14 protein-coding genes are annotated in these 13,500 nt (G+C 40.2%); 10 read left to right on the top strand and 4 right to left on the bottom strand.

The annotated features are described in order from the left end of the window. The first annotated feature begins 495 nt into the window (after positions 1–495). From CWC11_RS06885 to CWC11_RS06865, 5 genes are all read left to right on the top strand, one after another. On the top strand, positions 496–1,485 hold the full coding sequence (locus tag CWC11_RS06885; protein ID WP_138682112.1) for a fatty acid desaturase: 990 nt from the start codon (positions 496–498) through the stop codon (positions 1,483–1,485). Between the two features lie 401 nt (positions 1,486–1,886). Beyond that, positions 1,887–3,179 carry an amidohydrolase gene (locus tag CWC11_RS06880; RefSeq protein ID WP_138682111.1) on the top strand — a complete coding sequence of 431 codons (1,293 nt, stop codon included), beginning with the start codon at positions 1,887–1,889 and terminating at the stop codon, positions 3,177–3,179. 233 nt (positions 3,180–3,412) lie between these two features. Continuing rightward, the gene (locus CWC11_RS06875; protein ID WP_138682110.1) at positions 3,413–3,826 is read left to right on the top strand and encodes a GFA family protein; all 414 of its coding nucleotides are present in this window, start codon (positions 3,413–3,415) and stop codon (positions 3,824–3,826) included. A 10-nt stretch (positions 3,827–3,836) separates the two neighbouring features. Beyond that, the gene (locus CWC11_RS06870; protein ID WP_249330685.1) at positions 3,837–4,286 is read left to right on the top strand and encodes a RidA family protein; all 450 of its coding nucleotides are present in this window, start codon (positions 3,837–3,839) and stop codon (positions 4,284–4,286) included. Between the two features lie 101 nt (positions 4,287–4,387). Next, a complete protein-coding gene (locus tag CWC11_RS06865; protein ID WP_138682109.1) occupies positions 4,388–4,612 on the top strand; it encodes a hypothetical protein in 225 nt (74 codons plus the stop codon). 16 nt (positions 4,613–4,628) lie between these two features. Here CWC11_RS06865 and CWC11_RS06860 read toward each other — a convergent pair whose 3' ends face one another. Next, positions 4,629–5,831, bottom strand: a complete 1,203-nt coding sequence (locus tag CWC11_RS06860) for an MFS transporter (protein WP_138682108.1) — start codon at positions 5,829–5,831, stop codon at positions 4,629–4,631. A 101-nt stretch (positions 5,832–5,932) separates the two neighbouring features. On the opposite strand from CWC11_RS06860, the gene CWC11_RS06855 reads away from it, so the two are divergent. Then, positions 5,933–6,715 carry an AraC family transcriptional regulator gene (locus CWC11_RS06855; protein ID WP_138682107.1) on the top strand — a complete coding sequence of 261 codons (783 nt, stop codon included), beginning with the start codon at positions 5,933–5,935 and terminating at the stop codon, positions 6,713–6,715. Positions 6,716–6,729: 14 nt separating this feature from the next. Here the strand turns inward: CWC11_RS06855 and CWC11_RS06850 are convergent, their stop codons facing one another. The 3 genes from CWC11_RS06850 to CWC11_RS06840 all read right to left on the bottom strand — a co-directional run bounded on the left by CWC11_RS06850 (position 6,730) and on the right by CWC11_RS06840 (position 10,237). After that, positions 6,730–8,790: a TonB-dependent receptor gene (locus CWC11_RS06850; protein ID WP_138682106.1), complete on the bottom strand. Its 2,061-nt coding sequence runs from the start codon at positions 8,788–8,790 to the stop codon at positions 6,730–6,732. Between the two features lie 74 nt (positions 8,791–8,864). Beyond that, entirely contained in the window at positions 8,865–9,521 is a 657-nt protein-coding gene (locus CWC11_RS06845; RefSeq protein ID WP_138682105.1) for a YoaK family protein, read from the bottom strand. A 29-nt stretch (positions 9,522–9,550) separates the two neighbouring features. Then, complete coding sequence (locus tag CWC11_RS06840; RefSeq protein WP_138682104.1) at positions 9,551–10,237, bottom strand: substrate-binding periplasmic protein; 687 nt, start codon at positions 10,235–10,237, stop codon at positions 9,551–9,553. Positions 10,238–10,361: 124 nt separating this feature from the next. On the opposite strand from CWC11_RS06840, the gene CWC11_RS06835 reads away from it, so the two are divergent. From CWC11_RS06835 to CWC11_RS06820, 4 genes are all read left to right on the top strand, one after another. After that, the gene (locus CWC11_RS06835) at positions 10,362–10,610 is read left to right on the top strand and encodes a TIGR03643 family protein (RefSeq protein ID WP_058548047.1); all 249 of its coding nucleotides are present in this window, start codon (positions 10,362–10,364) and stop codon (positions 10,608–10,610) included. A gap of 76 nt (positions 10,611–10,686) precedes the next feature. Beyond that, a complete protein-coding gene (locus tag CWC11_RS06830) occupies positions 10,687–11,049 on the top strand; it encodes a hypothetical protein (RefSeq protein ID WP_138682103.1) in 363 nt (120 codons plus the stop codon). Between the two features lie 23 nt (positions 11,050–11,072). After that, a complete protein-coding gene (locus CWC11_RS06825) occupies positions 11,073–12,155 on the top strand; it encodes an endonuclease/exonuclease/phosphatase family protein (protein WP_138682102.1) in 1,083 nt (360 codons plus the stop codon). 360 nt (positions 12,156–12,515) lie between these two features. Further along, positions 12,516–13,469: an IS110 family RNA-guided transposase gene (locus CWC11_RS06820; RefSeq protein WP_138682101.1), complete on the top strand. Its 954-nt coding sequence runs from the start codon at positions 12,516–12,518 to the stop codon at positions 13,467–13,469. Positions 13,470–13,500 lie beyond the last annotated feature (31 nt).

The raw sequence follows: 13,500 nt of genomic DNA, 5'->3' as shown, positions 1-13,500 counted from the left end.
TTTACAACCTCTGCTAGTTTTAGCAGAGGTTTTTTTATGTCTGAAATTTGTGTCGGGGCGGACTCGAGCGCCACTCAAGTGCGCTGCTATAAGTTAAAGTCCGGCCGCTGGTACCACTTTTTATAACCTCTACTAGATTTAGCAGAGGTTTTTTTATGTCTGAAATAAAGTGAATCAACTTATATCAATCCACATAAGGTTTGAATAACTTAATTAAGCCACTTACCAGCACTATTAAATTCTTTAGAGCAAGTGGAGATAAAAAATTGTCTGGTTAGTTTGCGTTTTTTATCGTTAAGTAGCTCCAATACTTTAACCAATTGATATTACCAATCGAGTATGAATTTTATATTTGGGTAACAGTAAGTGCGGTTTATGATTTTAGATGCACTATTATGAGCTTTGTTACGTATGTAAACGTGTAGGGTCTGAGTTTTTATGCTTACAGTATTGATTCAGGTATTATGTATTCAACTAAGTTTTAAGACATTATATATGACCCAATTAACTGCCAAACAGAACATTCAAGCGATTGTAAAAGCTATCAAGGCAGAAGAAGCATCACTTCGTCAAAGGCATCCATTACTTGCCCATCAAAATACCCTAGGGTTGATCATTTTAATACTGTCGCTGTGCGTACTTATTGGCGTTGGGGTTTTATATTATTTAGCCATAATACCTGCTTGGTTGTGTATAGTGCTTGCGGCTATTGCTGCGTCTATTTCCCATGAGTTAGAACACGACCTTATACATAAACAATACTTTAGTAACCAGCCGTTTATGCATAATTTTATGATGCTAACAGTATGGTTAATGCGGCCAAATACTATTAGCCCATGGTACCGACGTAAAATGCATTTACACCATCACAAAACCTCAGGCACACAACAGGACTTAGAAGAGCGCTTGGTAGGTAACGGTATTAAAAACCCATTTTTACGTGCGCTAGTTATTGTAGATGGGTTATTAGGGTTAGTTATTTCTACTAAACGTTTTAGAAAAGAAATTAATGGCTTTAGTTTTTCGAGTGTTTTTAATGCGGGGTTTCCGATAACTACTGCGTATTTCACTGTTTTATATAGTGTTATTGTGTTTCATGTCGTTAATTTATTTATACCACTTTCGCTAAATTCACCTAGCTGGTTGTTAAGTACAATGAACGTGTTTGAATTTTTAATGGTGGTGCTAATAGTGCCTAATATTGTTCGTTCAAGCTCGCTTAACTTTGTTACCTCAAGCATGCATTACTATGGCGGCGTTAGTAACATGCTAGAGCAAACTCATGTACTAACAAGCCGTTTGTTTATGCCGTTTCACTTGTTTTGTTTTAATTTTGGTAAAACGCATACCATCCATCACTTTGTACCAAATCAGCCGTTTTATTTACGCCAAATGCTAAGTGAAAAAATACTTAAAGTAATGGCGCAACATAACGTGCGCTTTAACGATTTTGACAGCATTAAGAATGCGAACGCATTTAAATAATTATCCCCAACATGAGGGGAGGTTCTACATTGCTATTCTTATTTTATAGTTTGAATAGCAATTATGTACCAAGCCTATTACTCGTTAACTTCCTCTATCCACCACCGCGCTTATTAAAACTCACTTTACGTGCGTTGGTTGATTATTAAATGCCATTTTTAAATCAACAAAAGCAAAAGTGGTAGGTTTTATTAGCGCTAAATCTTCAAACTAAAAATAGATAAAACCAGTGAAAAGTGAAGTGGCCCTTCATAGTTGGGCATCTAGCTTAAATGGGATTGATTATTGTGGAGCCTTCAGTAATAGTAGTTATAGAGCGAGCTAATTATGTTCTCAATAGTATATAAGGGCTCGTGCTCATCAATATTATAAAACCAATAAATATAATAAGGACAAACAGGATGAAAAAATCACTAATTTCAATAGCGCTGAGCTTTGCTGCCCTTAGTGCGCTTAATGCCAATGCAAACATTGATCAGCAAGTGAAAAAGGTAGAGCAACAGGTTATTGATTGGCGACGTGATTTTCATCAAAACCCTGAGCTTGGAAATCGCGAAACCCGCACCGCAGGTATTGTAGCTAAGCACTTAAAGTCGCTAGGTATGGAAGTACAAACGGGGATTGCTTTTACAGGCGTTGTGGGTTTATTAAAAGGTGCAAAGCCAGGTCCAACAGTAATGCTACGTGCAGATATGGACGCGCTTCCAGTTACTGAAAAAGCCGATGTTGCGTTTAAATCAACTAAAACCACTAATTACCGTGGTGTAGATGTAGGCATAATGCATGCTTGTGGGCACGACACGCACGTGGCTATGTTAATGGGCGCAGCCGAAGTATTAGCAAATATGAAAGATGAATTGCATGGCAACATCATGTTTGTGTTTCAACCTGCAGAAGAAGGCGCACCAGAGGGGGAAGAGGGTGGCGCTGAGTTAATGCTTAAAGAAGGCATATTTAAACAATACAAACCAGAGGCTGCTTTTGGGTTACACATAACATCTAGTTTGCACAGCGGTAAAATTGGTTATAGAAGTGGCCCTGCAATGGCCAGTGCAGACCGATTTGAAATAACAGTACATGGCAAGCAGGCACACGGCTCTGCACCGTGGACTGGGGTTGACCCTATTGCCGCAGCAGCGCAAATAGTAACAGGCGTAAATCATATTGTTAGTCGCCAAATCAACATTACCAAAGAGCCTGCTATTGTCTCGTTTGGTAAGATAGCGGGTGGGGTACGTAATAATATTATTCCTGAAGAAGTTGAAATGATAGGCACAATTCGTAACTTTGATATGGATAATCGTGCACAAATATTTGAAAAAATAAAAACCACAGCCACGCACATTGCTAAATCGTCAGGTGCAACTGCAGAGGTACACATTCACGAAGGTTATCCGGTAACGATTAATAACCCTGAGCTTACTGCGCAAATGTTACCTAGCCTTAAAAAAGCAGCAGGTAATGGAAACGTAGTGGAAATGGGGAAAATAACCGGCGCCGAAGACTTTTCGTTTTACGCATTAGAAGTGCCGAGTGTATTTGTATTTTTAGGCGGCACACCAAGTGAGCAAGATTTAAATACAGTGGCTAGTAATCACTCCCCTTATTTTTATGCCGACGAATCATCGTTTAAAGTAGGCACTAAAGCACTCAGCTTATTAGCCGTTGATTATTTAAACGCACATAAAAAGTAATTTACACGCACCACGTTACGCTATTAGCTTAACGTGGTATTGCTGTTTTATTTAAAACATCGGATCATGTTTGTAGCACTTGTTCAACGTTGAAAATCACTCTCAAAATTAAAAATCTAACCGAATATAAAAATGAACCAGCGAGCAGTTTTTTTATATTATTAAAAATAATGAATCTATATTGCCGGTCTTATATCTCGATTCAATCTTCATAAGCATTAAGGATTTAAATAATGGAAATTACTGGAAGCTGTTACTGTGGTGAAATTAAATACCAAGCAAAGTCTCAAAATAACAACGCACTTGTTTGCCATTGTAGCGATTGCCAACGTATGTCGAGCGGCCCATTTAGAGTTGTTATAATTGCAGAGCCAAACTCGGTTGTGTTTACCCAAGGTGAGCCAAAAGAGTTTGTTAAAACGGCCCAAAGTGGTAACAAGCGTGCGCAGGGCTTTTGTGGCACATGTGGTACAACACTCTATGCTACAAATGCAGAAAAAGAAGGTCGTGTTTATGGATTGCGTATTGGTGCGGTTGATCAGCGCGATGAGTTTAAACCGTCTGCACAAATTTGGTCACAATCAACGCTTACATGGTTAAATAATTTACACGAAGTTCCTGCTTTTGAAACCACACCACAAAAATAAGGTAAGCCAGATGATGAACTCACTGATGAAAACAGCCTTATTAGCAAGCGTACTACTTACTGGTTTTGCGCAGGCAAAACCCAGTAATGTCGACTTTTTAAATACAGGTAAAGCTAATCCTAATTTACCATTTTCGCAAATAGTAAAAGCCGGTAATACGCTTTATATGTCGGGTCAAATAGGGATTAACCCTGCAACAGGTAAGTTAGCAGCGGGTGGTTTTGAAGGTGAAGCTAAACAAACACTTGAAAATATTAAACGCACTTTAGAGCAATATAACTATAGCATGAGCAATATTGTAAAGTGCACCGTTATGCTGACGGACATTAATGACTTTAAAGCGTTTAACGCTATTTATACGCAATATTTTAGTGCGCCGTATCCTGCACGTAGTGCTTTTGCTGTAAAGGCGTTAGCTCTTGATTCTTTAGTAGAAGTTGAGTGTATAGGTGCTGTTTAGTTGATACTCAGCAGTATTACTTCTAAAAAGTAATACTGCTTTTGAAATTTTATATACAAAAAGGCTGTCTATTTGAGTAGTTACATAACAGAGGAAATATTATGTGTAGTTCACCTAAAAGCAGCCGAGCAGTTAAAAAATCAGCCATTAACTTTAATGACGAGCTAACCCAAGAGCAGCGCCTGCGTTTTGTAGCAAAAGCTAATTTAGCACAAGAGCGCCGCGCACAACGCGAAGCCACTAATAAACGCTATGAGAAAAAGCATACCGTTGTAAAAAAGCCAGCAACGGGCTTGTTTTCATGGTTACAGCAGTTAGTAAGCTAGTTACAGCAGTAAAAAATCAACTGTTATTAAGCGTGGTATTTTTACCGCTAAACCACCCACATAGAGCACATAACACGCCCGCAATAGCACATAGCCATAGTGGCGCACTCCAACTTCCGGTTGCTGTATGCAATGCCCCTGCAACCATAGGGCCAATAGCCGCAAGCAAATAACCAATACTTTGTGACATACCCGAAAGCGATGCCGCTTGCGTGGAGTTATCAGTACGTAGGCTAATAAACGATAGTCCTAAAATAAAACACGCTCCAGAGCTAAAACCAAGTAGCAGCGTCCATACCAAGGCAAAACTTGGCATATACAACAAACCAAGCGCACATGTTGCACTAAGTGATGCAAGTATAAAGCTAAGCGCGCTTTGATCTTTGAGCTTGGCAAGTAACGGTATAAGCACAAGCCCAGGTATGGCGGTCGCAATTTGAAAAGCCCCATGATAGGCGCCTGCTTGCGTAGCGCTTTGGCCCGCTTCGGTTAAAATGCCCGGCAACCACGTAATGATGATGTAGTTTAAAAACGAATTTAAACCTAGCAATAGTGTAATTTGCCATGCAAGAGCATAACGCCAAATGCTTTTAGTCAGTGTTGAGGTATGCGCTGTTTGTGTAGGTTTTGTGTGTTTATTTAATTGTGCCATCCATACAATTAAAGTGGTGATTGTAATAAGTGCACTTGCGCCTAAAGCAAACTGCCAGCCCAAGCCTTCATATTGGCTAAGCGGGTAAACTAACGCTGAAAACCCACCCGATGTAACGCCCATAGTAAGTACATAAGCTGAGGTCATAACGGCGACTTTTGCGGCAAAGTCGCGTTTTATTAAACTCGGTAATAAAACGTTAGCTATAGCAATACCCGCACCAATAATGGCAGTGCCAACAAACAGCATTATTGACGAATTAAACACCCGCCCAGCAATACCCATTAATATTAAAAATACAGCAAAAAACAAAGTACGCTCAAGCCCTTGGCGTTTAGCTAGGCTTGCTGCCATGGGCGATATAATCGCAAATGCAATAAGCGGTAACGTGGTGATAAACCCCGCCTGCGAAGCGGTTAAACCAAAGTGCGCAATTATTTGATCAAGCACCGGTGCAACACCTGTAAAAGGTGCACGTAAATTGGCGGCAATAAGTAAAATGCCTATTACCAGTAGTATGCTCGAAAAGCGCGACGTGCCGGTATTGCTTTGAGGTGTGTGTGTCATTATTAAAAATAAGTTAGCTAATTATTGGCGCTAGTATAATTAAATCAGCACTATTATAATTTAGCCATACTGACATTAAATTGCTAAAAACAGACAAAACTATGTTTGAACCTAAAGGGTGGGGCTACCTGCAAAATTATGAGCATATGGTACAGCCCATAATCGCTAAAGTAGATACCGCACAAGGCAGTAAAGAATACCCTTTACATACTCACCCAAAGGGGCAATTAATATTAGCGCTTGATGGCTATGTAACCTGTGAAGCGGCAAGTAAAATGTGGATGGTGCCAACTCACAGCGCTATTTGGGTGCCTGCTAATACGTGCCACAGTAATCGCGCATCAGATAACGCCAATTTATGCTTTGTATTTATTGATGCCAGCCTAAAAGGCATGCCCACGCATACCTGTACTTTGGCTATAACTCCCCTTGTTAAAAGTTTAATGCTTAAGCTGGCAAGCGAAAACCAAGCTTATAGCGAAGGTGATAAAACAGCGCGTTTAGCCCAAGTATTGTTTGATTTATTAATAGAAATGCCAGCGCAGCCGCTTGATTTTGCGCTTTCTAAGCATGCGGTTATACAAACCATGAGCCGGGAGCTAATTGAGCATCCCAATAACCGCAAAACTCTTGCGCAATGGGCAGTACAATTTGCATTAACCGAGCGTACGTTGGCACGACTTATAAAAAAGCAAACCGGCATGACCTTTGGTAAGTGGCGAACGCAGTTACATATAATTACCGCGCTGCAGGCACTTTCAGATGGGCAAAGCGTACAGCAAGTGTCGGAGTTATTAGGGTATGAATCGGTGAGTGCGTTTATAACTATGTTTAAAAAGGTAATGGGAAAATCGCCCACTAAATACATGGGCGATTTAAATTAAGCTAAATGTGTGTTTTACCAAGTATACGTGGCTGAGAGCATAGCGTTACGTGGCTTACCAGGAAAGTACCTGTCGCCAGTAAAACTAGTGAAATCGGCACGCTCTGCGTAAGCTTCATCGGTAAGGTTTATTACACGGGCAAGCACTTCTAGGTTATTACTAACTTGCCATTTAGCACGCAAACTTAAAATGTCATGTCCGTCGTAGCTATGAAGGTTTTCTGGGTCAGTAAAGTAGCTACTCACATGGTGCCATTGCAATGAAAAGCCTACGTTACTAAAGGCTTGCCAATTTAAATCAAGATTAGCAATGTTGCGCGGCGCGGTATCTACCTCGTTGCCGTTAATATTTAAGCCACTCACTAACTGGTTATTAGTATACGTATGCTTTGCATGTGTACCTGCAAATTGTAAGTTAAGTGTTTTACTTAATGTGTAATCTACTTCAAGCTCAATACCACGATGGCGAGAGCTGCCATTATTAACGTTAAAAAAGTCGCTATCGCGATAAATAGTGTTGTGCTTACTCATGGCATACACAGCCAATGCGTACCTCACATTAGAGTGGTAACCCTTTAAACCAAGCTCGGCATTATTTGCTATTTCTGGGTTTAAATTAGCGGTGGTTTGCTCGCGTTGTAATTGATATAGCTCAGCGGCTTGGGGCGCTCTGTAACCACGCGAAAAGTTAGCATATACAGTATTATTGTTATTAACCTTATAGCTTACCCCTAGCTTAGGCGATGTATTGCTAAAGCTATTTTTACCACTTGCTGGGCGGCTATAGCGGCAACCGCCAAAGCCACATTCACTGCCGTCGTCTTTTGTGCGGCCACTAAGCATATTGTTAGTGTAATCGTACTGCATATGCTCATACCTTAGGCCAGCGCTAATAAACCACTTATTTAATTGCCAATCAATAGATGCAAATGGTGCATACAGTGTTGCGTTTACGTCGTAATCGTAGTGCTTGCCTTGCGGTACTGTGGCTACTAAAAATGCAGAGCCCTGAGTTGGCTCGTTTTGGCTTTGTGTAAAATCGCTGCGGGTATATTCGCCATCAAGCCCTAGGTTTACTTTTATATTACTTTGTAAATTGTGCTGATAAAGCGATTGCACACCAAAACCTGTTTGGCTATTGGTTTCAAGTGGGGTGCCGGGTAAAAAGTGCTTAAAAAAGTCCATGCTTTGGTCGCGCACATAAGGCGTAATAGAAAGCACATTGCCGTTTTTTAATTGCCACTGGGCGTTGCTCCACGCTCTAAATGAGCGGGCTTGTCTAAAGGCGTCGGGGTCGAAGTTTTGTTGCGCTATGTCTTCGTTTTTATAGCTTTCAAAGCCTGTAATAAAGCCCGCTGTTTGCTGATCTAAATTTGTGTATGTAAGGCCAGAGGTCAGTAACAGGTTGGTGTTTTCATAGCGGTGGCGAATATTTACCTTTTGCTGTTTAACGCTTTCACCGTCGCGATAACCTGTGTCGTCGGTAACACTTGCGTTAATGCCAATCCCACTGTTGCCATAGTCTTTCCCTGCGCGTAATTTATAACGAGCATAACCGTATGAGCCGTAATCAACGCCAACAAGTCCGCCGCCTTGGGTGGTGTCAGCCGTTATTACATTAATAACACCATGCACTGCGTTAGAGCCATAAAGGGCAGAGCCAGGGCCTTTTAATACTTCAATGCGCTTTGCCATTTCACTATGCGCTTCAAATAGCTCGTTTATATTACAAAAGCCAGCAGCGCGAAGTGGTATGCCATCTTCAAGGGTTAATATGCCGCCACATGCTGCCGCGCCCGAAAGCACTGGCGAGCGAAGTGCAGGTAAATACTCTTGCCCGTTACCCCGTTGTACATTTGCGCCAGCAATGCGCTGTAATGATTCTTCAACATGCGTTGGCGCAATACTGTTTAATTGCGCTTCAGATAAGGTGCTAATAGTAAGAGGAAGGGGTGTGGCAAGTGCTTCTGTACGTGATGCGGTGGTTGTTATGGTTTCTATTGCATCATCGTTTTGATTATCAGCAATTGCAACATGGCTTAGTGGCAATAACAGCGGCAAAAAATAAGGTTTCATACATTCCTTTAAGGTGAGTAACGCTTTATTAACGCCATGGTAAGGTGTTTTAAACAGTTTTTAAACCGATTGCGTTAAAGTGCGCGTACTCTATAAACCCTATACGTTACTGATAAAACAAAGCACGCCAGTGCAGGCACCACTAAAGCGAGTATTGAGTAATACTCAAATAAAATAAATCCAGTAATACCGCCAAGTAAAAAACCAATAATAATAAGTAAAAACATAACACCTTTTCGGGTATCAAAGGTTTCGCCTTTAAGTGCTTTACCTAGCATTAGGCCAAGGTCGGTAAAAATACCGGTTAAGTGAGTAGTACGCACTACAGCGCCGCTATAGTTAGTGGCTAACGCGTTTTGCAAACCGCATGCAGCACTGGCAAGCGTAATACCATAAACATAAGACTGATTGAGTAAATAGGCACTTAAAAGTAATAAAAGGCCTTCAATAAATAATAGGGTGTCGTAATGGCGACCAAGCTTTAACGAGCCGCCAGTAAGTAAAAAGCCAGAAAGCGCCGAGCCCAGCATAAAGCTTAAAACTATACTCATTAGTAGTAACGCAGCAGAGGTACTGCTCATTAGTTTTATACCAAGTAAAGTAACACTGCCCGAAAGGTGAGAAATAGCCTGATGCTCAAATCCTAATAACCCTACAGCATTCACAATGCCAGCAATAAAGGCGAGCGCAAATGCGCCGTATTCAACCCACTTTGGTAATTTTGTAAACATTAGATATCTCGTAAATATAATCGTGGTTATTATTTTTGATTTTTAAAACGTATTATTTGCTCATCAACCAACTTGGTGTTTATTACGCCGTGTTTAAAAGCAATATAAACAGGAAGAGTAAACTCGTTTAACTGCCTAGCGGTTATGTTTTTATGGTTTTTTGCATACCATAATCCGGCCTGATAATTAGTTATTGCGTAATCAACGCGGTTTTTATCAAGTAGCTCAAAAGTGGCTTTAGTGGAGAGTGAATGCATTAAATTACTATCATCAATATTGTAATGCGCAGCAATAATGTTAGGTAAAGCAACCCCTCTTAACATAGCTATACGAGCAGCTGATAAGTCATCTGTGAGTTGATTAGCCTTATGAATTGTAAATAAACCAAATTGAGTGGTGTGCAGCGGCTCACTGGTGAAATCTAAATATTTAGCGCGATCTTTGTTATTTGCCAGTGAAAAATAGCAATCGTAATACCCTAGAGTCATTTCTTTTTTAACGCGCGCCCACGGCAAGTGAACTACATCAATGTTTAAATTTAAATTACGTTCAATAAACTCTAGGTACTCTATATCTAAGCCAGTAAAGGTGTTTTTTTGCTCATCGTATATTGTAAAAGGAGGGTAGTGGGTGGTTACGCAGCGAAGGGTTTTATTAGGCGCAGCCAATAATAGCTGAGAAAAAGTTAAGGCTAAAAACATCAATACAGCGCGCATAAACACAAATCCAAAAGTTTTTATAAGTATATAACCTGAGCGCTTATTATACAGATTAATTGCCTTTAATTGTGTTGATCTATGTATTTTTAAATCGCGTATAAAATAAATTTGTGAGAGCCACATGTTTAACGCAGAGCAGCAATCGCGCATTATAGAAATGGCGTGGGAAGATAGAACACCATACGAGGCAATAGAGCAGTTATACGGTCTTAAATATCCGCAGCTGGTGGTATTTATGCGCGAACATATTTCAAAAGGAAGTTTTAAAGTGTGGCGCAAACGCCACGCAGGGCGTACTACAAAACATTTAAAACTTCGCGACCCTTCAATAATGCGCAGCCATTGTAAAACACAATATAAACATCGCTAGTTTTAAACTCGTTGTTTCATACAATGTTCAGTCGTGTTTGTTAATCTTTAGGTATTAACTACACAAGAGATTATGTATGAAAGCATCTATTTACACTGCTTTAATGGCCTTTGCTTTATTTTCAATGAGCGCTGATGCAAAACCACATAAAGAAAAGCATGGTTACAAGCACGGCCATAATAAGCATTACTCAAGTAAACACTATGACGATAATCACCTTTCTAAAAAAGAAGAAAAAAAGCTGATACGCGCAGGGTGGACGCCACCAGGCTTGAGTAAACGTTATCATCGAGGTGATTTTTTAGAGCGTGATATATATAAGCAAGGTAGAGTGATTGAACGCTCTAGAGATAATGGTACAGTAAGTATAGAGATTGACCGTACGATTATTCATATGGTCCACGATACGCGAGAAATACTTTCTATTTTAAGTCGTTAAGTTAACTTTATAAGGATATTTAAATGCTTATTGTATTGGCTATAATTGCAGGCTTTTTTTTACTAGTCACCTTATTACCTATGTCATACAGCCAGCATTATTTAGTACGTAGCTGTGACTTTGTGCGCCTACAAGTTTTTTATATAGCTAGCTTTGTTGGAGTGGCTTCACTTTTATTACTTTGGCAAAGCGGTAATACAGGGTATTTACTCACGGCTTTAACGTCACTCGTCATTATGGTACTACAAGGGAAGTGGATTTTTCCTTATACATGGCTTGCTAAAAAAGAAGTTAAAACAGCTTCTGTGAGCGAAGATCACAGTGTAAGAATAATGTCGGCTAATGTACTTATGTCAAACCACAATAGTGAACAGCTTATTTCACTTGTTGATAAGCACCAGCCTGATTTATTAATAACACTTGAAAGTGATAGCTGGTGGGAAAACAAGTTATCGGTACTAAAAAAACACTACCCATACTTTATAGAGTGCCCAAAAGACAACCGCTATGGCATGCACTTATACAGTAAATTTAAAATTCTTGATGCTCAAATATGTGAGTTAATTGAAGATGATATACCCTCAATTCATATATTGTTTGAAAACGATGAAGGCCTGCAAATGCAAGGGCACTTTATTCACCCCGCACCACCAAGCCCCACTGAAGAAGACTCATCGCGCCCACGCGACTCGGAGCTAATAATGGTGGCTAAAGCACTTAAAAACCCAACCAGGCCGACAATTGTAGCCGGCGATTTAAACGACGTGGCATGGTCACGCAGCACGCGTTTATTTATGCAAATAAGTGGTTTTTTAGACCCGCGCAAAGGCCGTGGTTTTTATAATACCTTTCACGCGAGTTACTTTTTTATGCGTTGGCCGCTCGATCATTTATTTCATAGCCAAGGCTTTAAAGTAAAACGCATTAAGCGCCTTGCTAAATATGGCTCAGACCACTTTGCACTGCTTACTGAGCTGGTGTTTGAAAACGCCAAGCAGCATTCATTAGAAGATAAATCCGATGAACTTAAGCAAGAAGAAATACAAGAGCTGGCTATGAGCAAAGCCGATAAGCGAAAGGTACCAAGGTTTGAAAAAGAGTCCTAGCTATTAGCTTATGTAGGTCGGATAAGCGAAGCGTAATCCGACACAGTAAAATACCCTGCCAATTATTAGCAATATTTTATGTTTTCGAGTGGCTGGAAAGTGCTATAAGCGAACTCTCGCAACCTTATACTCTTGTATGGATAATAAACCCATAAATTAATTATTATTTTAACCTAGTTCGGGTAATGTGAGGCCCAAGCTTTGGCTGCAACCAAAGCCTTTTATACAGTAGTTCGATTGATTGAAGGCTCCTCTATTGAGAGACCGGTAACAAGTTAGAACGCTGTATAAACTCCAAGCATTAAACTCGGATAGTCAACGGGGCCTCGAGCCCGAATAGCAAGGCAGAGTCAGCTTATTATGAATACAAAAAATAATCAAAATGAAATTAACGTCGGTGTCGATACAGGTAAAAAACAACTCGATATCTATATCAGGCCTTTAGACATTTACTTTACTGTAGAAAACAATCAAAGTGGCATTAAACACGCCATTCAAATTTTAAAAAAACACCCCGTAACGCGCGTCACTATTGAGGCGACTGGACGTCTTGAACAGCCTTTTATTATAGCCTGCGCTGAGGCGAATATTCCCTTCGTTGTTGCTAATCCCGTGAACATAAAACGCTTCGCAGGCGCTATCGGCCAAAAAGCAAAAACGGATAAACTTGATGCACAACTTATTGCTCACTTTGGTGAAGCGATTAAACCGCCTTTATCATCTTTAAAGCCAGAACAAATGCGCTTGATGAGCGATTTACTCTCGAGAAGACGCCAGTTAATGGATATGCAAACGATGGAGAAAAATCGCTCTCAAATAATGCCAAAAACACTATCGTCACTCATAAAACCTATCTTAACTACACTGAAAAACCAAATAGATAAAGTCGATTTAAAACTTCAAAAACTGATTGAACAATGTGACGAATACAAAGCAAAAAATGCCATTATCCAAAGTGTGCCTGGTGTTGGCAATGTGGTCGCGTTTAACTTGCTTAGTGATATGCCTGAGTTAGGTTATGTGAACAACAAAGAGGCAGCTTCTTTAGTGGGTGTAGCCCCATTTAATCGTGAAAGTGGCGTGTATCAAGGTAAGCGAATGATACGTGGCGGCCGTCCTAAAATAAGAACTGCCATGTATATGGCGATGATGTCAGCCATTCAGTGCAACTCTAAATTTAAAGACCTTTATCAACGTATGGTCAAAGCAGGAAAGCCTAAAAAAGTGGCCATTATTGCGTGTATACGAAAGCTGGTAGTGATCATAAATTCTATGGTGAGGGATGGTGTCATGTGGGATCCTAAAATGGTTTAAAATTAGGATTTGACACCATAGTCACTTGTTA

The sequence above is a fragment of the Pseudoalteromonas sp. S3178 genome (genome assembly GCF_005886985.1).
GTDB classification, from domain to species: Bacteria; Pseudomonadota; Gammaproteobacteria; order Enterobacterales; family Alteromonadaceae; genus Pseudoalteromonas; species Pseudoalteromonas carrageenovora.
Note: the sequence above shows the minus strand (reverse complement) of the source record. Positions and strands in the feature narration are given on the sequence as shown.